Here is a 22,908-nt window from a genome sequence, read left to right on the forward strand (position 1 = left end):
TCATTTGTTACGGGACTGTGACAATTATAGCCAGTCGCGATGGATCAAAAACTCCTGGTATAACTTTTCTTCTTCACTTCCCGGTTCTGGCGTCCAGTTATATTTCCAAGACACCTGTGCAGGAAGAGACATCAAAATCGACTCGGTGCGTCCGCCGGTTTGTAACCCAAACAAGGTGCCACGGTCATACACTAAATTAAATTCGACATAGCGACCACGGCGGTAATGCTGGAAATCTACGTGCCTTTGCTCAAATTTATGCTCGCGACGGCGTTCCATAATGGGTAGGTAAGCGGGCAAGTACGCATCGCCCACAGAGCGCATAAATGAGAAGCTGGTTTCAAAGTCCCAGCGATTTAAATCATCAAAAAACAGCCCACCCACACCTCTGGGTTCATCACGGTGCTTCAGGTAAAAATATTCATCACACCACTGCTTAAACTCAGCGTAAACATTATCGCCAAAAGGCTGGCAGGCCTCTGACGCGACCTGGTGCCAGTGTACGCAATCTTCTTCAAATCCGTAATAGGGCGTTAAATCAAATCCTCCGCCAAACCACCAAACCGGTGGTTCACCGTCTTTTTCAGCAACAAAAAAGCGCACATTCATATGCGACGTGGGAATGAAAGGGTTACGCGGGTGAATAACCAAAGATACGCCCATGGCTTCAAAAGAACGACCCGCTAACTCTGGCCGCACGGCCGTTGCTGAAGCCGGCAATTGTGCCCCCATGACATGGGAAAAATTAACGCCTCCTTTTTCGATCACATGTCCATTTTCGATAACCCGTGTTCGTCCACCGCCACCTTCTTCTCGCTGCCACTCATCTTGGTAGAATTGAGTTCCACCCTCAATCGCTTCAAGTGCATTACAAATGCGATCTTGTAGGCCCATTAGATAATCGAGTACAGACTGCTTTTGCATAGTCACTTAACCTTTGAATGTTTATCGCAAACGCTGACCGGTTTGCCAATCAATTATTGTCGAGGGCGACATGCCTCCCTCAACCATTTCATCACCACACCGTCCTGGTAATACACCATCGAGTTCGCTTTTGAACCATCGAAGGCATTGAATGCGGCGTTTTGCTACCTGTTTTCCACTGCGATTTGCACTCGTCGAAACCAATAAACCAAGGCGATCACACAAGGCTCTCATTAACGGATGCGTGGTCACTCGAATCGCAATCGTATCGCGCCCACCAGTAATCCAACTTGGCGCAGCGGCCGTGGCTTTAAAAATCCACGTGGTCGGTTGTTCGTTTGTTTGAAATAAGCGCTCGATTTCTCTAGCCGAAAGGGGCGCTACCCAATTTTGCAAGTGCTCTGGCTGAGAGGCTAATAAGATAAGCCCCTTAGACAATGCCCGAGCTTTGATTTGCAAGATACGTCGTACCGCGCGTTCTGAATTTGCCAAACACCCCAACCCCCAAACGGTTTCCGTTGGGCAGGCAACCACTCCCTCATTAGAGAGTACAGACTCCGCTTGGTATAGTTGCCATTTTGAAAAATGATAGTTGGTCATAGGATTCTGACAAACCGCTCTATTAATGAGGTTTAATAGAAGATAGGCTGACGTAAGGAGTGAGAGCACTATCTGTCGTAAATTCTGTCGTGAATTTTAATTGCTAACTCGATGAATCAGTTTAACAAAAGTTGGAGTTGTGCGAAATTATCAGTGAATATGGTAATCTAAGTTCTCAAACCAAGCACAAGCACTCTCTCGTCCTGGCAAATTGAATAACACCATCATGGTCACCCATTTCAATTGCTCGAGATCGACATCATGAATTTCTAAAGCCAAGAGTCGTTCGATCACCGCCTCTCTCGATTCTGAATCGAGCACGCCCAATGACTCGAGATGATAGAGATAGCCTCTCGCCGCCAAATTCAAAACGTCGCACTCAGCATCGGTGTAAAGTCGGTTGGTGAACACCGCTTTACTTTCATCACCTGCCGCCGGGCCGCTGTTTTCTCTTAGCTCAACTAAGCCATCGATCCATTGCAGAGCAGAGTCTATCTCAACGTCAGAAAAGCCAACCTCGGTTAATTCATCGGCTAGTTTGCTGGCTTCTTCTATAACGACATACTCTTGATCTTGAAATCGCTCGAAGATGTACATCAATACATCCAGCACGTCATTTTTCATTGTTGCCCCTAAATTGCTAACTCGGTTAGCTTGCTGTTTCATCGTTGGCGAAACTTTGATTATTGTATGAGGCACTGAGCAGGCTGCCGGTTCCGTCGTCATTATTTTAGACGCATGTACCCGCCATGAGACTGAGTGACCCATCCTTCCAACTCTAATGTTAACAATTTTGGGGAAAGCTCAGCCACCGGTTTTTTAACTCTTTCGACCAATGTGTCAATAGCCGTGGGTGAAAAGTCGACATTCACTAACAAACGATAGAGGTCTTCGGTTAAATCAGGAGTTGGCAACTTCTCTTCTTGTAACAGGTTTTGCGCCTGTGCCAACCATCCCAGCTGGCTCAATACATCATCGATGGACTCGACCAAATGCGCGCCTTGCTTTATTAACAGATGACACCCTTTTGCGAGGGTATTATCGACAGACCCTGGAATGGCAAATACCTCTCGATCTTGTTCTAATGCTAACCTAGCCGTGATCAATGAGCCACTTTGCGGAGCTGCCTCCACCACCAAAGTACCTAAACTCAAACCAGAAATTATTCGATTACGTTGCGGAAAATGGTTGGCTTTTGGCTGAGTGCCAAGCGGAAACTCCGATATAATTAATCCGGTTTCACTGATCTGCTGAGCCAAAGATCGGTGCCTAGCAGGATAAACTCGGTCTAAACCCGTCGCAGCGACGGCAATAGTCGCTCCATCCACACTTAGAGCTGACGAATGCGCCATACCATCAATACCCAGTGCTAGACCCGATGTGATGGTTAAGCCTTGTCGAGCAAGACCCTTACAGAATTTTCTTGCTTGAGACAATCCCGCCGCTGTTGGATTTCTTGATCCCACTACAGCGATTTGAGGCGTGTTCAGAAGCGAGCGGTCACCAACCCCATAAAGTAAGGTAGGAGGGCAGCTCGTTTGCTTTAACAGGCGCGGGTAATCAAGGCACTCGATGGTCAATACAAAATGATTTGCCTCTCGATTCAACCACTCGTCTAGCTCGCTCAAATCAGGCGATTTAGCCCAACTTAGCGATTGAATCAATGAGTCGCTAAAACCAGCGAGTTTCAATTCTTCGGTAGAGGCGGCAAAGACAGATTCGATGGACTCGAACTGAGTTAAAATATTGATGCAAGTTGCAGGACCGACACCAGAAATGCTGAGCAGGGTCATCCACTGACTCACTCGTTTTAGGTTCATCCTTGAACCTCCGAATGTTTAATTCATTATTTAATAAGGGGTTTTAGCTTTATCCATAACGTGCAAAGGACGTTGAGCTTTCAACACCAAACCTAAACTCACTTTGTCGAACGTACGGAAAATCATCATGGTTCCTGCTTCTTCATCAGGCAATGTCACCGTATCTTTTGAATTCACCAAAGCTTTAAAGAAACGTTTAACTGAACCATCTTCGTTAACGTTCTTGTTGTCCTTGGCATAAGGATCTTCGACTTGTTTTCCTCGTTGGTGAACCGTCAATACATGACCGACTTCAATACCGTCGCGCTCACCACGATTGATCACCACAACATCGTACTGACCTATTTGAATCACACCGTCATAAACGGAAATAATCGTTGCGTCGACTTCAGAGGTTGGCGCATGAGGAAAGTAATAAGGACGTAATTGCTCATCATTAGTTGGCCATATACGGTCACCGCGAAGTACTTCAGCTACCGAATCTTCAATTCGAATGGTCGAAGGGTCACCAGAGCGGATTTTTACGCCTGCACCTAAATGCAATGCTTCTACCCCTAATTCTTCTCCGGTATCTGGGTCAATGTAGGTTTCTCCTCTACGATAAAAGGCGAACTTACTGACTTCGGGCTCAATGATGCCTCGAACATACACTTTATTATCTGCCGCATTCGCTAAGCGACCTTCATCACCAGCAACCACATAAGGCGCATGTTGCAATTCTTCTTCCGATACGACGCGCGCACTCACCAGAAATGGTAGAATCGCATCGAGCGGAATGGTTGTGATTGCTTGACCGCGACTTAATTCCCGAACTTGCGGCGACAATTTTACAGTGCCGTTAGGTAGGCGGTTCGTCTTAGTGATGCGAGGTTGACCGTCGATGTAAACCAACGCCAATACGTCACCTGGAAAAATCAAATGCGGATTGTCCACTTGCTCATTAACATGCCAAATCTCTGGCCATAACCAAGGGCTTTTCAAAAAGGCCTCAGAAATATCCCAAAGAGTATCTCCCGGTTGAACAATGTGGAACTCGGGGTGATCGTCGCGCAACTCGGCCGCCTGAGTCCATGAACAGACGAAAAGTGCACTGATTGCCATCACACCGACAATAAACTTTTTCATAATCGATATCCCTTAAATTATAATATCGCGATACTAATACTGTAATGACGGCTCGACGCAGACTGTCTATACTTTCACGGTTGCCCTCGGTGTTATCCTTGCGGTAACCCTTTTAGTACTCAACGCGCTGCTATCTTTCACCTGACTTATTCAGTATGATCATAATCTTAGCAGCAAAACTTACTTTTTTACTAGAACTTAGATCACAGATATATGGCTTTATTAGAGATTCTTGAATATCCCGATCCTCGGTTACGCACTCAAGCGCAGCCAATTGAACAGTTTGATGATGCTCTACAGCAGCAAATCGACAATATGTTTGAAACCATGTATCAAGCTCCTGGCATTGGTTTGGCCTCAACTCAGGTTGACTTTCATTATCAGTTAATTGTCATCGATATCTCTGATAATCAAGATAGTCCGTTAGTACTTATTAACCCCAAGATAATTGATAAGAAAGGTGTTGAGGAACGCGAAGAAGGTTGTTTATCCTTTCCTGGCGTGTATGCCAAAGTGGAGCGAGCCGACCAAATCACCGTTGAAGCACTGGATCGTGAAGGCAAACCTTTTACTTTAGAAGCCGACGATCTACTCGCTGTTTGCATACAACACGAGATCGATCACATCGAAGGTCGACTATTTGTTGATTATTTATCCCCACTAAAACGCGATCGTATTAAGAAAAAGCTCAAAAAGTTGTCGAAAGGGCGCTAATAATGAGCAAACCGCGCTTAATATTTGCCGGTACGCCGGATTTCGCCAGTCATATCTTGGAGCAACTAATCGATGCTGGCTACTTACCAGTGGCTGTGTACACACAACCCGATCGACCGGCGGGGCGAGGTAAAAAACTGCAGCCTTCGGCAGTAAAGGCGCTTGCATTGGAACATCATATACCGGTTGAACAGCCGATTAACTTCAAAGATCCTGCAGCAGTTGAGCAGTTAAAAAGTTATAACGCTGACTTAATGATTGTTATTGCCTATGGCTTGCTGCTGCCTGAGTCAGTGCTTACTACTCCCAAACTCGGTTGTATTAATGTGCACGCCTCGCTGTTACCACGCTGGCGTGGCGCGGCTCCAATACAGAGAGCCATTGCCGCCGGAGATTCAGAAACTGGGGTTGGAATCATGCAGATGGATGTCGGGCTCGACACAGGTCCGCTATGGCATTCCAGCAGCATTCCCATCTCGCCACAAGATACCGGTGCGAGCCTTCACGATAAATTGGCTCAGCTAGGCGCATCAACTTTAATTGCGACACTTCCTGCAATTTTACAACAGCAAGGCGAGCCGACGCCTCAAGGTGAAGCAGGCGTTGTCTATGCACACAAGTTATCGAAAAAAGAAGCCTTGGTCGATTGGAATGAAAGCGCTGAGACTATCGAGAAAAAAATCAGAGCGTTTAATAGTTGGCCCGTTGCTTACTGCCAAGTAGACGGTCAAGTGATGAGGATTTGGTCAGCCGAAGTCGTACCCATGCAGGGCAATCCAGAGCCCGGAACGGTGCTTTCTGCGAATCGCGATGAGGTGGTGATCGCCTGCGCGAGCGGGGCACTAAAGCTTATTGAAGTTCAACCCGCCGGAAGCCGTAGAATGTCAATGTCAGACCTTCTTAATTCTCGGCAGCATTGGTTTGTTGAAGGTATGCCGATTGGCGGACCACAATGAGTCAATCGTTGCGCGCAGTGATTGCCACTGCCTTTGACCAAATAGCATTTGAAGGGCAATCAGCACAATCTTTGAGAGATCGACTGTTCGATCTCGATCCACAGCAAAAAGCTTATGCTCAGCAAACTATTTATGGTTGTGCTCGACACATAGAAACCTTAACTTGGTGGCTTGGACATCATTTAGAAAAACCGATCAAGCGCAAAGAACACCTTGTTCAGTCACTACTAATTACCTCTCTTTACCAATTAAAATATTTATCAACCCCTAACCACGCGGTAATTTCAGAGGCTGTTGAAGCTGCCAAACAGCTCCACAAAGACTGGGCCAGTGGCCTTATTAATGCGTTGCTTCGTAAAGCCGACCAACAGGCAGACTGGCCAAGCTCAGAAAGCAAAATGCCGTTGAATGTGCAACATCAATTGCCTATTTGGCTTCTAAAACGCTTAAAGAATGCTTGGCCAAAAGATTGGCAACAGATAGCAGAACAAAGTAATCAGCAACCACCTCTAACACTTAGAGTCAACCAACGCCATCCGCTAGCCGCAAATTCGACAAAATTATTGTCTCAAGCCGAAATTTCGCACCAAAGTCATCCAGTGATTGATTCTTGCATCAAACTCGATCAACCCCGCCCAGTCAGTGCAATACCTGAATTCGACACGGGCTTATTCTCAGTTCAAGATTTAGCGGCACAATTAGCTGCTTTTTGGTTACCACTTAAACCCGGTCAACGGGTTTTAGATGCCTGTGCAGCGCCCGGGGGAAAAACCGCGCATTTGCTCGAACGATATTCGCTCGATCTAACGGCGCTTGATATCGATGCCTCTCGCGCAGAAAAGATTCAGCAAAATTTACAACGACTCAATCTCAGTGCCAGCTTAGAAGTGAGCAATGCTTTAGATTTTCAGCCAAATCAGCCATTTGATGCCATATTGCTCGATGCTCCATGCTCGGCAACGGGCGTGATTAGAAGACAACCCGATATCAAGTTACACCGGCGAGATGAAGATATTTATCCTTTAGTGCTGTTACAACGACAGCTATTGGACCATATGTGGCGCTTGTTGAAGCCCGGTGGTTATTTAATGTATGCGACCTGCTCGATATTGCCTGATGAAAATGCCAAACAAATAAAGCGCTTTCTTCGCGATACACCGACAGCAGAATGTCTGTCGCTGCCGGTTGTAAACGACTTGCTTTATCATGACAACGAATTCGGCCGCCAACTCTTCCCAAATAGCTGGCATGACGGCTTCTTTTACTCTTTACTTAGAAAAGTGCCCGATTAATTTATTAACTTATTGATCTATTATGCTTTTTTACTGGAAAAACCCTTCAAATTACGCATAATGCTAAGACAACAAAACGACAACCAGCGTCCATGAAAATTATCATTCTCGGTGCCGGACAAGTTGGTGGCACCTTGGCCGTCAATTTAGCTGGTGAAGACAACGACATCACAGTCGTCGACACCAATGCCAAGCGACTACGCGAGTTGCAAGATCACCTTGATCTGCGAACGATTGTAGGGTCAGGTTCGTTCCCACACATTCTTCGCCAAGCCGGCGCTGAAGACGCCGACATGCTGATCGCTGTGACCAACAGTGACGAAATCAACATGATTGCGTGCCAAGTTGCATTTTCACTTTTTCACACACCAAGAAAAATTGCTCGAGTCCGCTCGACCAGCTACCTGAATGAACCGGATTTATTTCAAAGCGATGCTGTTCCGGTTGACGTTGTGATCAGTCCAGAAGAACTGGTTGTTAAGTCGATTTATCGTTTGATTGAAAACCCAGGTGCTTTGCAAGTCATGGACTTTGCAGAAGGTAAAGTTCGACTAGTGGCGGTAAAAGCCTACTATGGAGGCCCCCTAGTCGGAAACGCCTTATCAGCTCTGAAAGAACATATGCCGACCATTGATACTCGAGTGGCGGCCATCTTTCGACAAGGTCAAGCCATTATGCCCACTGGAGGCACCGTCATAGAAGCCGATGATGAGGTGTTTTTCTTAGCCGCTAAAAATCATATACGTTCGGTAATGGGTGAGTTGCAAAGACTCGAAAAGCCTTATCGACGCATCATGATCGCAGGGGGCGGAAACATCGGTTTAGGTTTAGCTAAATTACTTGAGAAAGAGTATCAGGTAAAACTCATTGAGCACAATGCAAGGCGTGCTCAAGTAATATCTGAAGAACTCGATGACACCTTAATACTGCAAGGCGACGCCTCCAATCAAGAGATGCTCATCGATGAAAATATCGAAGATATCGACGTATTTGTTGCCGTTACCAATAACGATGAGGTGAATATTCTCTCAGCGGTACTGGCCAAACGTATGGGCGCGAGAAAAACCATGGTATTGATTTCTCGGCCAGCCTACGTTGATTTAATGCAAGGCTATGAAATCGACATAGCGGTTTCTCCACAACATGCCACGATAGGTAGCTTACTGACACATATTCGGCGTGGTGATGTTGCTAATGTCTATTCACTTAGACGCGGAGCGGCGGAAGCATTAGAAGCCATCGCCCATGGTGATGAACAAACGTCGCAAGTGGTTGGTCGTGCAATTGGAGAAATCGAGTTACCTCCCGGAACGACTATCGGAGCAATCGTACGCGACGATCAGGTATTGATCGCTCACGACAATATCGTTATTCAGTCGAACGATCACGTCATCTTGTTCTTAGTCGATAAAAAATACATCAACGACGTGGAACAGTTATTCCAAGTCGACTTTTCATTTTTCTAAATTCGGTGAGCTCAAGTAGATGCAACGTAAGGTAGTAATAAGGATTGTCGGCATTCTATTGATGCTGTTCAGCTTTACCATGTTGCCGCCCATTGCTGTCTCTTTGTACTATTCAGATGGCGCCGGTTCAAACTTTGCCACCGCAATGATTGTCAGTTTAATCACTGGTTCGTTGCTCTTTTGGCCCAACCGCCATGCTCGAGCGGAACTCAAAACACGTGATGGATTCGTCATCGTGGTCATGTTCTGGACCGTTCTAAGTTTATTCGGGGCCATCCCTCTGTATTTGGCAGACATCAATAACTTTGGATTGGCGGATGCTGTTTTTGAATCCTTTTCAGGTTTAACGACCACCGGAGCGACCGTCATCTCTGGGCTGGATCAACTGCCCAAATCAATCTTGTTTTATCGTCAGCAATTACAGTGGTTAGGCGGAATGGGAATCATCGTGCTGGCCGTCGCTATTTTACCTATGTTAGGGATCGGCGGCATGCAACTGTATCGAGCCGAGACTCCAGGCCCAGTAAAAGACGCCAAGCTCACCCCACGTATTGCTGGAACGGCGAAAGCACTGTGGTTTATCTACCTAGGCTTAACCATTGCTTGCGCAGTAAGCTATTGGCTCGCAGGAATGTCGCCTTTCGATGCCATAAATCACAGTTTTTCGACCGTTGCCATCGGCGGATTTTCGACTCACGACTTGAGTATCGGTTGGTTTCAATCATCCAACATTGAAATAATCTGCAGTATTTTTATGTTAATTTCGGGTGTTAATTTTTCACTGCACTTTGTGGCTTACCGTCAACTTAGCATTAAGCCTTATACCAAAGACCCTGAATTCAAAGCCTATATCACCATTATGGCGAGTGTTTTCGCCATTTGTTTTATCGGGTTGTTCGCGACTCAAACATTTAACTTTAGTGAGTCAATTTACAAAGCCATTTTCCACACGATTTCTATAGGAACCACCACCGGTTTTGCCAGTTCAGATTTTTCAGCCTGGCCTGGGATGTTACCGTTACTGTTATTGTTCTTGAGTTTTGTGGGTGGCTGCGCCGGGTCGACAGGTGGTGGTATCAAAGTCATCCGGTTTTTATTGCTATTTAAACAAGGCATGCGCGAAATTCAGAAGCTGATTCATCCACATGCCTTGCTCAAAGTTAAACTAGGAAAGCAAGTATTGCCCGAAAAAGTGTCCGATGCCGTTTGGGGGTTCTTTGCGACTTATGTGGTGCTATTTGTATTAATGCTGTTGGTGTTAATAGCTGATGGTATGGATCAAGTCACTGCCTTTTCAGCCGTGGCGGCGTGTATGAATAATCTCGGGCCAGGGCTTGGCGACGTTGCCGCAAATTATTCAAATATCAGCGACTTGGCCAAATGGCTACTATGTCTCGCCATGCTATTTGGCCGTTTAGAAATCTTCACCTTGTTGGTCTTATTAACACCCGCATTTTGGCGTAAATAAAAAACATTTTGGTTTAGAAAGCCATATTCAGAATAAAAGTCAGGACTCAGTATAAAAATCATAGTCCCCATCAGGGGGCGATTTAAATCGTTTATATCCCCACTCAAATTGCGCAAGATCTTTTCGAATTAAGGCTTCTAGATTTGCGTTCAATTGTGTAGCAAAAGCTTCTTTATTAGCCGTCTCATCAAGTTTGCTGCCCTGTGAGATAGATAAATGCCAACCGGTCTTGGTTCTAAGAATATCGAAAAAGAGAATTTGCGAACCACAACGCTTTGCTAATTGATGAGGTAGCGTCATTGTGTAGGCAGGCTGTCCGAAAAAAGGGGCGAATACACCGCTGCCGGGATCTGGCTGCTGATCAGAAAGAATTGCAAAAACTTGGTTTTGCTTCAGTGCTTTCAATACTCTTTTGATGTTTTTAGCACTAGCAGAGTACATGTTAGCACCTGATTTTCCGCGGTATTTAACCAACAACTCATTCATTTCACTTACCTTAGCGTCTCTAAATAACGCGATAAAGGGGAAATGCTGTGGCGTCCACAAAGTCATTAGCTCCCAACACCCAACGTGGGCACCCGTTAAAATAACCCCGTTTCCACTGGCTAGGTGTTTAGAGATCAGTTCACTGCCACTGACGGTAAGTCGCTGGTTAATCGACGCTATTGAGCGTCGCCATACCCAAAAAGAGTCAGTAATGGTCATTCCTGTGCTCAGACAGCTTTCCTTGGTAAGTGACCGCCTATGCTGAACAGGTAGCTCCGGTAAACAATGACGTAAGTTGATTTCAGTTGTCTTTCTAATTCTCGAATTAGACCAATACAAAAAACGACCATAACAACGACCGAGTAGACGACTGATGTTTAAGGGTAGCGCAGCATGGAAAGCGACAATTAAGTCTATTATCCACTTCAAGACAATTCTCGATAGACGGGCTCATACCCGTCGGGTAAAGGCCGAAATCGACGATACGACCATTCAAATTGCTCTGGATGTTGGGCGATTAAGTTGGTTAATCCCCTATTCAAGTGTTCGGCAAATAGGACTTCATCTTGTTCTTCAAGATTGAAACTCGCTGGCACTATCTGCACTTTATAGCCGGTCTCGGTTCTCAATGCATGAAAATACAATAGCTGCGCATCGGTTTTTTGAACCAGCTTTTGAACAATGGTCATGGTTAACGCTGGCAGATTAAAAAAGGGAGCAAATACACCGCCTTTTTTTCCTGGACGTTGATCCGATAAAATCACGAAAGTTTCGCCTTGCAACAAACAATCAAACATTTGTTTCACGCCAGCACGATTGCCAGTGATCATTTTTACGCCACTTTTCTCTCGCGATTTGCGAATGATCGGGTCCATGGCTAAGTTCTTGGGCATCTTATAAGCGATGGCCGACGGCGTCTTTTGCGCCACCCAATTAAGCAGAGCTTCCCAGTTGCCCATATGTGCGCCGGTAAATACAACGGGTTTTCCTGCTGCTTTAGCCGCTTCAAAGTGCTCTAAGCCTTCGACCTTTTCAAATTTTGGTAAAATTTTATCAACTGATTTAAACCAAACCCAAGCAGACTCTAAAACACATTGGCTAGAGTGAATCGCACTGTTTTTAACTAACGTCTCTTTCGTATCTCTTGAAAGTTCAGGAAAACAAAGTTCAATATTTCTTCGAGTGACCTTGGTGTTCCGAGTATTGGTAAAATACGCCATACGACCGAATAGTTTTCCAATGACACGCAGCCATGAAAAAGGCAGACACGACATCAATTTAAACACTGAAACCAATAACAGTGTTTTCATTCGATCGAGAGTTGAGAGTGAAGAGGGCATAAGCGTCGGTCGCGTTAACTATTCGCGACCGATTTTATTAGAATTCTTGATAGAATTCTATGCTTCAACGGGCTCCTAACGCCAGTCGATAGTTTTCTGGCGGCATAGCATAGATTGAAAAATGCTGAAAGAGAGTCGCTTAATGTACTAAATCGATATGCTTGTAGGCAGCCAATTCCGCCTGCAATTTGGTTTCGACCGCATCAATTCGACGTAAGTGATCGCAAAACTTAACCGCTTCTTTTTCAATATCAGCGGCTTGAGCTTCGAGTTCCCTCTCAAGGTCTTCACCAAACATTTCCATCCGAAATTCAAAATCAGCCAACTCTTCCTCATCACCACTAAAGATTTGAGCTAACGATTTGGCCACGATCTTGCCACTGGCTTTTTCAACAGCCTCTGACACGAGACTTTCGATTTCCTTTTCAAAGGTTTGATCCAGTTTGGCGTCATTCAGTAGCTGACCGTTAACATAGCTTTCATTAAAGTTCGCTTTAATTTTTTCTGAAAGTCCGTCGAGCTTTTTCATCATTTTGTCTTGAAATTCAATATCATCAACAAACAAAGCATTAATAGTGATACTTGCCGCTTTCACACCAATTTCGGCAGCTTCGCTAGCAATATTCGCGATGATGGGCACCATCGCTCGGCACTCCACGGCCATTTCAGTTGTTAACTGCTGTTGCTTAGCGTTTAAGATCTGCCGCTCACCCTTGATGTAGAGCTGATTCGAATTATCAATCTTTACTAAACTATTTCCATGGTCGAGAATTTCAACCGCTTGTTTATTGATATTGATATCGTAGGGTAAGTCCAGTTTGCATGAATCGGTTTGAATGCCAGCAAAAGCCGACACAGAGACCAGTGAAATCAATAGATACAGGTTACGGTACATATTTCCCTCCGCTATGATATGAACCTGTACTAACAGACGCCAGTTGCTAAAAAATAGTTTTAATTGCGACGGTGATTTTCAAGATTGGATGTAAGTAAATGTAAAAAAGGGCCCTAAAGCCCTTTTTTTACTCTAATCAATAGTTATCGAAAGCGTTACATATTCAACAATTGATTGATACCCTCAAGTAACTCTGCGTTAGATTTGAACGCATTCGCGTTAACACGAAAACGATCATTAACCACAAAGGTAGGGGTTGATAATATTTTATTGGCCATCGCTTGCTTGCGCGCTAAGCGCTGCTTTGCATCCAATTGAAACGACTTAGCAGCGGCGTCGAATCGTTTTCCGTCAGCCCCTAAATCAACAAAAAATGCTTTCAATTGCTCTAAGTCGCCAATTTGCTTTTTCTCTACGTGGACGCGATGAAATATTGCCGTGTGGGCTTTCTCACTCATCTCTAGCATTTCAGCAATGTAGAATGCTTGAACATAAATGCGCCAGCCCGGGTGATTCTCAAAAGGAACATGAGAAACTTTAACTCCTTCTGGAACACCGTCTGCCACAAATTTCACCAGACTTTCCGCTTTAAAGCATCCAGGACAGCCATAGTTAAAGTATACCGACACAAATTTTCCATCGCTAGGAAGTGTATTAACCACTTCATAATGCACACCTTCTTCTATTTCAATCGCTTGGCTAGATATTGAAAAGGCCAATAGAAGTGATGTAACAACGATTTTAAATATCTGCATAACTTACTCCACGGTAACTGATTTAGCTAAGTTTCTTGGCTGATCGACGTCAGTGCCTTTAATCACTGCAACGTGATAGCTTAATAATTGAAGCGGAAGAGTGTAAACGATAGGTGCAGTCACTTCATGCTCTGAGTTCACATTAACCACTTTGATTCCGTCATCATTGACAAAGTTAGAACTGGAGTCAGCAAACACATACAGCTGTCCGCCACGAGCTCGAACTTCTTCCATATTAGATTTCAGTTTCTCTAAAAGTTCATTTTGAGGCGCAACCACTACGATTGGCATTTCATGGTCAATTAACGCTAAAGGACCATGTTTTAATTCACCAGCAGCGTATGCCTCAGCATGAATGTAAGAGATTTCTTTTAACTTCAATGCTCCTTCCATAGCGATCGGGTATTGATCGCCACGACCCAAAAATAGGCTATGATGTTTCTCAGAAAAATCTTCAGCAAGCTCTTCGATCAAAGGATTTTGTTCAAGCGCTCGGTTAATTTCTCCCGGTAGAGCTTCTAAAGCACTGACGTATTTTTTGATCTCAGCTTCGGCCAATCCTTTATGTTTAGCAATCGCAACGATTAACATTAAAAGGCTCGCTAATTGAGTGGTGAACGCTTTCGTACTTGCGACACCAATTTCAGCACCTGCGCGAGTCATAAATGCCAAGTCAGATTCTCGAACTAACGACGAACCAGGAACATTACAAATCGACAGTGATGACATAAAACCACTTTCTTTTGCCAATCTTAACGCCGCTAAAGTATCCGCCGTCTCACCAGATTGAGAGATGGTGATAAATAATGCATTTTTGGGTACAAAACTTTTTCTATAACGATATTCGCTTGCGATTTCTACATGACACGGAATATTCGCAATTTCTTCGCACCAATACTTTGCGACCATGCCAGCGTGATACGACGTACCACAGGCTACGATCTGGATCGCTTCTAAAGTAGCAAAAATGTCTTTTGCTTTTTCACCGAAAATGTCACTGTTAATAGAGCCATCTTTAATGCGACCTTCTAGAGTATTAGCGATGGCATCTGGTTGCTCATATATTTCTTTTAACATGTAGTGGCGATAAGGTCCTTTATCTCCCACATCGTGTTGAATGGACGATTCTTCAAAGTCACGATCGACTTTATTTCCATCTCGAGAATATATTTGCAGTTCGGTGCGCGTCACTTGCGCTACTTCACCTTCTTCTAAATATAAAAACTGACGAGTGACAGGCAACAAGGCTAATTGATCAGATGCAACGAACATTTCACCTATACCCTTACCAATCACAAGTGGGCTACCTGAGCGAGCGACGATTAATTGTTCTGGCATTTCACGATGCATAAACACGGCACCGTAGGCACCATCAAACTGTTTAACTGCATTTTGTACTGCTGATAATAAATCGTTTGTTTGCTTAAATTCTTCTGCGACCAGATGAGCCATCACTTCAGTGTCAGTAGCACTAGAAAATTCATAACCTTTAGCAATTAATTGCTCTTTTAGTTGTTGGTGATTTTCTATAATGCCATTGTGAACGATGGCAATATCACTGCCAGAAATATGTGGATGTGCGTTAATTTCGCTTGGTTCACCGTGTGTCGCCCAACGCGTATGAGCAATACCGGTACCACCGTTAAGAGGCTCGAGTGCTAACGCATCGGATAACTCTTTAACTTTACCTAATCGTCTAACGCGATTAATGTCTGCGTTATTAATAATAGCGACACCTGCAGAGTCATATCCACGATACTCTAAGCGTCGTAATCCTTCGACTAAAATCTCAGCAACGTCCCTTTGTGCAACAGCACCGACAATTCCACACATGACTACTTCTCCAATATTACTTAGATTTTACCGGACGTTGCCATCCGGTAATTTCTTTTTGTTTAACACGAGTGATGCATAACACATCATCGTTAACGTCTTTCGCGATGGTGCTGCCAGCTCCAATGGTGGCATTTTCGCCTACCGTCACTGGTGCGACTAGTTGAGTATCGCTACCGATAAAAGCGCCATCTTTAATAATCGTTTGGTGCTTATTCGCGCCATCGTAATTGCAGGTTATGGTGCCTGCGCCCACATTGACTTTCTTACCTATAATCGCATCGCCAATATAGGCTAAATGATTCGCTTTGCTGCCTTCACCGATCTTTGACTTTTTCACTTCGACAAAGTTTCCGATATGCGCATCGTTGGCTAATTCAGTACCCGGTCGCAGTCGAGCAAACGGCCCAACACTGCAGTCGTCGCCTAAATTTGCTTGCTCGATGATTGAGTTCGGTTTTATGTCGCAATGTTTACCGATATGACAATCTCTAAGGATGCAATTAGCGCCGATTCGAGTGCCGGTTTCAATAACAACATTGCCTTCAATAATGACGTTCACATCTAAAGTGACATCTGGGTCAACCGTCAGTTTGCCGCGCAAATCAAAACGATAGGGGTCAAGTAAAGTAACACCGCCCGCCATTAGATTTTGCGCGCATTGATATTGAAAGTCTCGCTCCAAAGCGGCCAATTGCATGCGGTTATTTACACCTTCGACTTCCGATTGGTTATTCGGAGCTGCCGTGATGATTTCTCGTTGATCATTCGCCGCAAATCCAATCACATCAGTCAGATAAAACTCACCTTGAGCATTGTTAGACGAAAGGTTAGATAACCAACGTTTCAAATCGGCTGCACCCGCAGCTAAGATGCCAGTGTTAACTTCATTTATTAATAGTTGCTCGGTACTTGCATCTTTTTGTTCAACAATACCTACCACTCGGTTTTCGTCGTCTCGAATAATCCGTCCATAACCGGTGGGATCCTGCATTAAATTAGTCAGCAAGGAGATGCCGCCGGTGGGGTAGGTCGTTAACAGTTCGTATAGGGTGTCATGATGGATCAATGGGACATCGCCGTATAAAATCAGTACTTGGTCATCATCTTTAAGATGATCTTTAACTTGCGCTACCGCATGCCCAGTACCTAACTGTTCTTTTTGCTCAACCCAAGTAACCGTTGGCTCTTGAATCGCTTGCTTGACAAGATCTCCACCATGACCATAAACGATAAATATTTGGTCAGCTCTTAAGCTCTTACAGGTATCTACGACATGCTGAAGCATTGGTTTACCCGCGATGGGGTGTAATACTTTAGGCAAAGAAGACCGCATACGGGTCCCTTGACCTGCGGCTAAAATAACGACACTCAATCCCATAACTTATCCCTATTGAATCGGTTTACATTCAATCTTGCTCTATTCAACTCCATTCTAAAACAGGTGCAAGATTAATACTACGAACGAAAAAAGGGAGGTTTCCCTCCCTTGAAAAGACTGTGTTACCAATTTAAAGCTATTTACCTGCTTTTCGGCGAATCGCTTGCAACGTACGAAGTTGCGCTACTGCTTCAGCAAGTTCAGCCGCTGCTTGAGAGTACTCAATTTCGGCACTCTGATCTTTCAGTGCTTGTTCTGCTGCTTTCTGTGCTTCTATTGCAGCAGCTTCGTCAACATCACCAGCGCGTACAGCCGTATCGGCAAGAACGGTTACGACGTGTGGTTGCACTTCTAACATGCCACCAGAAACGTAATAAAACTCTTCTTCGCCACCATGCTTAGTTACTTTTACCGGACCTGGTTTCAAGGTAGTTAACAACGGCGCATGGCCTGGAGCAACCCCTAGTTCACCTAGTTCACCGGTAGCAACTAGCATATCTACGGTGCCGGAGAAGATTTCTTCTTCGGCACTGACGATATCGAGATGAAATGTATATGGCATAGTCTTCATCCCTTATTTAAGTCTTAAAGACTTTTAGCTTTTTCAACTGCTTCTTCAATGCTTCCAACCATATAGAAAGCTTGCTCAGGCAGATGATCATACTCACCGTTCAAGATACCTTTAAAACCACTGATGGTTTCTTTCAAAGGTACGTATTTTCCTGGTGAACCAGTAAATACTTCGGCAACGAAGAATGGTTGAGATAAGAAACGTTGAATCTTACGAGCACGAGATACAATTTGCTTATCTTCTTCACTCAACTCATCCATACCAAGAATGGCGATGATGTCTTTCAATTCTTTGTAACGCTGAAGAACCGACTGAACGCCACGTGCAACGTCATAATGCTCTTGACCGATAACTAATGGGTCAAGCTGACGAGACGTCGAATCTAATGGGTCAACCGCAGGGTAGATACCTAACTCAGCGATTTGACGTGAAAGTACAACGGTCGCGTCAAGGTGAGCAAAGGTTGTCGCTGGCGATGGATCCGTTAAGTCATCCGCAGGTACGTATACCGCTTGAATCGAAGTGATCGATCCAGTTTTGGTCGACGTAATACGCTCTTGAAGTACACCCATTTCTTCTGCAAGAGTCGGCTGATAACCTACCGCAGAAGGCATACGACCTAGAAGTGCCGATACTTCAGTTCCCGCTAGGGTATAACGATAAATGTTGTCGATGAACAGTAATACATCACGACCTTCATCACGGAATTTCTCTGCCATGGTCAAGCCAGTCAAAGCAACGCGAAGGCGGTTACCTGGAGGTTCATTCATCTGTCCGTATACTAGCGATACTTTATCGATAACGTCAGAATCTGTCATTTCGTGGTAGAAATCGTTACCTTCACGAGTACGCTCACCAACACCAGCAAATACCGAGTAGCCTGAGTGCTCAATCGCGATGTTACGAATAAGCTCCATCATGTTAACGGTTTTACCAACACCGGCACCACCAAACAGACCGACTTTACCACCTTTCGCAAATGGACAAACTAAGTCGATAACTTTGATACCTGTTTCAAGTAATTCGTTGGTAGCTGCTTGCTCTTCATAAGAAGGCGCTTTACGGTGTATAGACATACGTTCTTGTTCACCAATCGCACCTTTTTCGTCGATTGGGTTACCAAGTACATCCATAATGCGACCAAGCGTTTCTTTACCTACTGGTACTTGAATAGGAGCTCCAGTACCTTCAACTTTCATTCCGCGCTTCATACCATCCGATGAACCCATCGCGATACAACGTACAACACCGTCACCGAGTTGTTGTTGAACTTCTAAGACAATTTCACTGCTGTCTACGTTCAACGCGTCGTACACTTTGGGTACATTGTCGCGTGGGAATTCCACGTCAATTACCGCGCCGATAATTTCTACAATGTTACCACTGCTCATATCACAGTCCTCTTAACCAATATTTAATTCTTGTTCTGCTATACCGCAGCAGCGCCCGCAACAATCTCAGAAAGCTCTTGAGTAATCGCTGCTTGTCGTGCTTTGTTGTATACCAGTTGTAGTTCGTCAATCAGATCACCAGCATTATCCGATGCTGCTTTCATTGCAACCATTCGTGCCGCTTGCTCACAAGCGATGTTATCTACGACGCCTTGGTATACTTGAGACTCGATGTACCGAGTAAATAAAACTTCAAGTAACGACTTTGCATCAGGTTCGTAAATATAATCCCAGTGATGTTTTAACTCATCGTCTTCACTAGGAACGATAGGTAACAATTGAGCAACGGTTGGTGCTTGCGTCATGGTGTTTACAAAGTCATTAGACGCTAAGAATAAACGGTCAATTTTTCCACCGTTATAAGAGTCCAACATAACTTTAACGGCACCGATTAAGTCTGCTACTTGAGGTGCGTCACCAAGATGAGTTGCTTGTGCAACCACGTTGCCGCCGAAACGCTTGAAAAAGCCTTGAGCTTTTGAACCGATTAGGCATAAATCAATTTCAACGCCTTGATCGTGCCATTGCTTCATTTCGGTTAGTGCTTTCTTGAACAAGTTGATGTTCAATCCACCACATAAACCGCGATCAGTAGAAACAATGATAAAGCCAACTCGCTTAACGTCGCGCTCTTTCATAAACGCATGCTGATATTCAACGTTTCCGTGTGCTATGTGTCCAATCACACTACGAATACGTTTGGCATAGGGACGAGTAGCAGCCATGCGATCTTGTGCTTTACGCATTTTACTTGCTGCAACCATCTCCATGGCACTGGTGATCTTTTGGGTGTTTTTAATACTCCCAATTTTCGTTCTAATCTCTTTAGCGCCGGCCATAATATTTTCCTGTTAATCGTCTTTGGTTCATAAAAGGGAAGACTCGCTTCCCTAAATGATTACCAGGTTTGAGTTGATTTAAACTTCGTCAATGAATCTTCAAGCTCTGCAGCAATTTCATCATTGTAATCAGCTGTTTTGTTGATTTTTTCCATCAACGACTGATGTTGATTGGTCATATAGTCAATCAACGCTGATTCGAAATCACCGATTTTATCCAATTCGACGTCTTTTAAATGACCTTTCTCTGCGGCATACAAAGACACTGCCATTTCAGCGACCGAAAGAGGAGAGTATTGAGATTGCTTCATCAACTCAGTTACACGTTGACCATGCTCTAACTGCGCGCGAGTTGCATCATCAAGATCCGATGCGAACTGTGCGAACGCTGCAAGTTCACGATACTGTGCAAGTGCAAGACGAATACCGCCACCAAGCTTTTTGATAATTTTGGTTTGAGCTGCACCACCAACACGAGATACCGATAGACCCGCATTAACCGCAGGACGAATACCTGAGTTAAATAAGTCAGTCTCTAAGAAGATTTGACCATCGGTAATCGAAATAACGTTGGTTGGTACGAAAGCAGAAACGTCACCCGCTTGAGTTTCGATAATAGGTAATGCTGTCAATGACCCAGTTTGGCCTTTCACTTCACCACCGGTTAACTTCTCAACATAGTCTGCGTTAATGCGAGCAGCACGTTCTAAAAGACGTGAGTGCAAGTAGAAAACGTCACCAGGATACGCTTCACGGCCTGGAGGGCGACGCAATAACAATGAAATTTGACGGTAAGCCCAAGCTTGCTTGGTCAAGTCATCATAAACGATCAATGAGTCTTCACCGCGGTCACGGAAAAATTCACCCATTGAACAACCAGAGAAGGGGGCGATGTATTGTAGAGCAGCAGAGTCAGAAGCGGCGGCTGCAACAACAACCGTATGCGCCATAGCACCATGCTCTTCTAATTTGCGCACGATGTTAGCAATGGTCGATGCTTTCTGACCAACAGCTACGTACACACATTTAACACCAGTGTCTTTCTGGTTGATGATGGCATCAATCGCGATAGCCGTTTTACCTGTTTGACGGTCACCAATGATCAACTCACGCTGACCTCGACCAACAGGAATCATGGCGTCGATTGATTTAATACCCGTTTGAACAGGTTGTGATACAGATTGACGGGCGATAACACCAGGTGCAACTTTCTCAACAGGTGAGTATTTAGCACCTTCGATTGGGCCTTTACCGTCAATCGGATTACCCAACGCGTCAACGACACGGCCAAGCATACATTCACCGGTCGGAACTTCTAAAATACGACCGGTACATTTTGCTTTTTGACCTTCAACAATACCTGAGTAGTCACCAAGTACAACCGCACCAACTGAGTCACGCTCAAGGTTTAGTGCTAAGCCGTAGCGACCGCCAGGTAATTCAATCATTTCACCTTGCATTACATCTGCAAGGCCATGGATACGTAGGATACCGTCAGAAACGCTGACGATAGTGCCTTCATTACGGGCTTCAGAAACAACTTCAAATTCATTGATGCGTTGTTTAATTAGCTCGCTAATTTCAGATGGATTCAGTTGCATACTCATGCTCTGGATTCCTTTTATACTTTCAGCGTCTCTGACAATTTGGCTAGCTTACCGCGAACCGAACCGTCAATGACCATATCTTCAGCTTCGATGACCAGGCCGCCCAATAGCGAATTATCGATGGTTACATCAATATTGACCTGTCGCCCTAATTTTGTTGCCAATTTCTGTTTTAACTTTTCTTGTTGCTCGACCGTTAACTCAGCAGCAGAAATAACATGAGCATCAACGGTTTTTTCAAACTCAGATTTCAAATGTTCAAATATTTCTGCAATTTTTGGCAACGCTAATAAGCGGTGGTTTTCAGACAATAACTTAACAAAGTTTTGTCCTTGAGCATCCAGCTTGTCAGCACAAACATTTAGCATGGCGTCACGCTGTTGTTCACGTGTTAAATGCGGGCTAGTCAGCAGATCTTGCATTTGCTTATCATCGGCAACCGCCGACATTAAGCTCAGCATATCTGACCAATTTGCCAGTGCATTTGCCGCCATAGCATGCTCAAATGCCGCTTTGGCATAAGGTCTTGCTACTGTGGTAAATTCAGCCATGGTCTACCCTTATTAAAGTTCTTTGACCAGTTTTTCGACAATGTCGTTCTGTGCCGCAGCGTCGATGTTACGCTCAAGAATCTTTTCAGCACCAGCAACCGCTAATGTTGAAAGTTGTGCACGAAGTTGTTCACGCGCACGATTAACTTCTTGTTCGATTTCTGCTCGAGCACCCGCAAGAATTTTATCTGCTTCGGCACGTGCATCATCTTTTGCACCATCAACAATTTCGTTGTGACGCTTTTTCGCTTGATCGATCAATTCTGCAGCTTGAGCTTTTGCTTCTTTCATCGTGTTTGAAGCGCTTTCTTTAGCAAGCTCCAAATCGTGAACGCCTTTTTCTGAAGCTGCTAAGCCTTCAGCAATTTTGTTTTGACGTTCGGTGATGGCAGTTTCTAGCAAAGGCCAAACGAATTTCATTGTGAACCAAACAAACGCTAAGAAAGCGATTGATTGAACAATTAATGTTGCATTCGGTTCCACTTTAAAACTCCTTTATTTGTCTTAATCTATGGACGGCGGAGTTATCGCTTACGCTGCAGCTGTTAATTGGCCAACAAACGGGTTAGCGAAAGTGAAGAATAACGCGATACCAACACCGATCATCGCAACCGCATCAAGAAGACCAACCACGATGAACATTTTAACTTGAAGCATAGGAGCCAACTCAGGTTGACGTGCCGCACTTTCCAAGAACTTACCACCTAAAAGACCCATACCGATACCAACGCCTAACGCGCCAAGACCGATCAAAAGAGCCACTGCGATTGCGGTAAAGCCGATTACTGTTTCCATTTTTTTCTCCTACTAAAAGGTATATTGATATTTAAAACT

The 22,908-nt window shown here is 44.6% G+C and carries 23 protein-coding genes; 5 read left to right on the top strand and 18 right to left on the bottom strand.

Annotated features, from left to right (window positions below):
* Window positions 1–24: 24 nt before the first annotated feature.
* The 5 genes from hemF to Q9312_RS12305 all read right to left on the bottom strand — a co-directional run bounded on the left by hemF (window position 25) and on the right by Q9312_RS12305 (window position 4,469).
* Window positions 25–924 (bottom strand): oxygen-dependent coproporphyrinogen oxidase, encoded by a 900-nt coding sequence (gene hemF, locus Q9312_RS12285; RefSeq protein ID WP_435407958.1) that lies wholly within the window; start codon window positions 922–924, stop codon window positions 25–27.
* A 21-nt stretch (window positions 925–945) separates the two neighbouring features.
* Window positions 946–1,524, bottom strand: a complete 579-nt coding sequence (locus tag Q9312_RS12290; RefSeq protein WP_309201149.1) for an L-threonylcarbamoyladenylate synthase — start codon at window positions 1,522–1,524, stop codon at window positions 946–948.
* A 150-nt stretch (window positions 1,525–1,674) separates the two neighbouring features.
* A complete protein-coding gene (locus tag Q9312_RS12295; RefSeq protein WP_309201150.1) occupies window positions 1,675–2,148 on the bottom strand; it encodes a Smg family protein in 474 nt (157 codons plus the stop codon).
* A gap of 101 nt (window positions 2,149–2,249) precedes the next feature.
* Window positions 2,250–3,344, bottom strand: a complete 1,095-nt coding sequence (gene dprA / locus Q9312_RS12300) for a DNA-processing protein DprA (protein WP_309201151.1) — start codon at window positions 3,342–3,344, stop codon at window positions 2,250–2,252.
* 30 nt (window positions 3,345–3,374) lie between these two features.
* Window positions 3,375–4,469, bottom strand: coding sequence for a LysM peptidoglycan-binding domain-containing protein (locus tag Q9312_RS12305; protein WP_309201152.1), 1,095 nt, complete (start codon window positions 4,467–4,469; stop codon window positions 3,375–3,377).
* Window positions 4,470–4,682: 213 nt separating this feature from the next.
* On the opposite strand from Q9312_RS12305, the gene def reads away from it, so the two are divergent.
* The 5 genes from def (at window position 4,683) to Q9312_RS12330 (ending at window position 10,365) form a co-directional block, all read left to right on the top strand.
* Window positions 4,683–5,183 carry a peptide deformylase gene (def, locus tag Q9312_RS12310; RefSeq protein WP_309201153.1) on the top strand — a complete coding sequence of 167 codons (501 nt, stop codon included), beginning with the start codon at window positions 4,683–4,685 and terminating at the stop codon, window positions 5,181–5,183.
* A gap of 2 nt (window positions 5,184–5,185) precedes the next feature.
* Window positions 5,186–6,139, top strand: a complete 954-nt coding sequence (fmt, locus tag Q9312_RS12315; protein ID WP_309201154.1) for a methionyl-tRNA formyltransferase — start codon at window positions 5,186–5,188, stop codon at window positions 6,137–6,139.
* Window positions 6,136–7,431: a 16S rRNA (cytosine(967)-C(5))-methyltransferase RsmB gene (gene rsmB / locus Q9312_RS12320; protein WP_309201155.1), complete on the top strand. Its 1,296-nt coding sequence runs from the start codon at window positions 6,136–6,138 to the stop codon at window positions 7,429–7,431. The genes fmt and rsmB overlap by 4 nt, the downstream gene beginning before the upstream one ends.
* A gap of 92 nt (window positions 7,432–7,523) precedes the next feature.
* Window positions 7,524–8,897: a Trk system potassium transporter TrkA gene (trkA, locus tag Q9312_RS12325; protein WP_309201156.1), complete on the top strand. Its 1,374-nt coding sequence runs from the start codon at window positions 7,524–7,526 to the stop codon at window positions 8,895–8,897.
* A 19-nt stretch (window positions 8,898–8,916) separates the two neighbouring features.
* On the top strand, window positions 8,917–10,365 hold the full coding sequence (locus tag Q9312_RS12330; protein ID WP_309201157.1) for a TrkH family potassium uptake protein: 1,449 nt from the start codon (window positions 8,917–8,919) through the stop codon (window positions 10,363–10,365).
* A 39-nt stretch (window positions 10,366–10,404) separates the two neighbouring features.
* On the opposite strand, the gene Q9312_RS12335 is transcribed toward Q9312_RS12330, so the two are convergent.
* The 13 genes from Q9312_RS12335 to atpE form a co-directional block, all read right to left on the bottom strand.
* Window positions 10,405–11,280, bottom strand: a complete 876-nt coding sequence (locus Q9312_RS12335; protein WP_309201158.1) for a lysophospholipid acyltransferase family protein — start codon at window positions 11,278–11,280, stop codon at window positions 10,405–10,407.
* Window positions 11,277–12,191: a lysophospholipid acyltransferase family protein gene (locus Q9312_RS12340; RefSeq protein WP_309201159.1), complete on the bottom strand. Its 915-nt coding sequence runs from the start codon at window positions 12,189–12,191 to the stop codon at window positions 11,277–11,279. Before Q9312_RS12340 ends, Q9312_RS12335 begins: the two co-directional genes overlap by 4 nt.
* 139 nt (window positions 12,192–12,330) lie before the next feature.
* Entirely contained in the window at window positions 12,331–13,086 is a 756-nt protein-coding gene (locus Q9312_RS12345) for a DUF2884 family protein (RefSeq protein WP_309201160.1), read from the bottom strand.
* 155 nt (window positions 13,087–13,241) lie between these two features.
* Window positions 13,242–13,841 (bottom strand): thiol:disulfide interchange protein DsbA/DsbL, encoded by a 600-nt coding sequence (locus Q9312_RS12350; RefSeq protein ID WP_309201161.1) that lies wholly within the window; start codon window positions 13,839–13,841, stop codon window positions 13,242–13,244.
* Window positions 13,842–13,844: 3 nt separating this feature from the next.
* Window positions 13,845–15,674 (bottom strand): glutamine--fructose-6-phosphate transaminase (isomerizing), encoded by a 1,830-nt coding sequence (gene glmS / locus Q9312_RS12355; RefSeq protein WP_309201162.1) that lies wholly within the window; start codon window positions 15,672–15,674, stop codon window positions 13,845–13,847.
* 16 nt (window positions 15,675–15,690) lie between these two features.
* Window positions 15,691–17,055, bottom strand: a complete 1,365-nt coding sequence (gene glmU, locus Q9312_RS12360) for a bifunctional UDP-N-acetylglucosamine diphosphorylase/glucosamine-1-phosphate N-acetyltransferase GlmU (protein ID WP_309201163.1) — start codon at window positions 17,053–17,055, stop codon at window positions 15,691–15,693.
* Between the two features lie 136 nt (window positions 17,056–17,191).
* On the bottom strand, window positions 17,192–17,617 hold the full coding sequence (locus tag Q9312_RS12365) for a F0F1 ATP synthase subunit epsilon (RefSeq protein ID WP_309201164.1): 426 nt from the start codon (window positions 17,615–17,617) through the stop codon (window positions 17,192–17,194).
* A 23-nt stretch (window positions 17,618–17,640) separates the two neighbouring features.
* Window positions 17,641–19,017, bottom strand: a complete 1,377-nt coding sequence (gene atpD, locus Q9312_RS12370; protein ID WP_309201165.1) for a F0F1 ATP synthase subunit beta — start codon at window positions 19,015–19,017, stop codon at window positions 17,641–17,643.
* A gap of 38 nt (window positions 19,018–19,055) precedes the next feature.
* Window positions 19,056–19,916: a F0F1 ATP synthase subunit gamma gene (gene atpG, locus Q9312_RS12375; RefSeq protein WP_309201166.1), complete on the bottom strand. Its 861-nt coding sequence runs from the start codon at window positions 19,914–19,916 to the stop codon at window positions 19,056–19,058.
* 59 nt (window positions 19,917–19,975) lie between these two features.
* Window positions 19,976–21,517: a F0F1 ATP synthase subunit alpha gene (gene atpA / locus Q9312_RS12380; RefSeq protein WP_309204505.1), complete on the bottom strand. Its 1,542-nt coding sequence runs from the start codon at window positions 21,515–21,517 to the stop codon at window positions 19,976–19,978.
* Window positions 21,518–21,537: 20 nt separating this feature from the next.
* The gene (locus Q9312_RS12385) at window positions 21,538–22,074 is read right to left on the bottom strand and encodes a F0F1 ATP synthase subunit delta (RefSeq protein WP_309201167.1); all 537 of its coding nucleotides are present in this window, start codon (window positions 22,072–22,074) and stop codon (window positions 21,538–21,540) included.
* 12 nt (window positions 22,075–22,086) lie between these two features.
* Window positions 22,087–22,557, bottom strand: a complete 471-nt coding sequence (locus tag Q9312_RS12390; protein ID WP_309201168.1) for a F0F1 ATP synthase subunit B — start codon at window positions 22,555–22,557, stop codon at window positions 22,087–22,089.
* Window positions 22,558–22,605: 48 nt separating this feature from the next.
* The gene (gene atpE / locus Q9312_RS12395; RefSeq protein WP_309201169.1) at window positions 22,606–22,869 is read right to left on the bottom strand and encodes a F0F1 ATP synthase subunit C; all 264 of its coding nucleotides are present in this window, start codon (window positions 22,867–22,869) and stop codon (window positions 22,606–22,608) included.
* Window positions 22,870–22,908: the final 39 nt, after the last annotated feature.

Origin of the sequence: Pleionea litopenaei, from assembly GCF_031198435.1 — a bacterium.
Lineage (GTDB): Bacteria > Pseudomonadota > Gammaproteobacteria > Enterobacterales > Kangiellaceae > Pleionea > Pleionea litopenaei.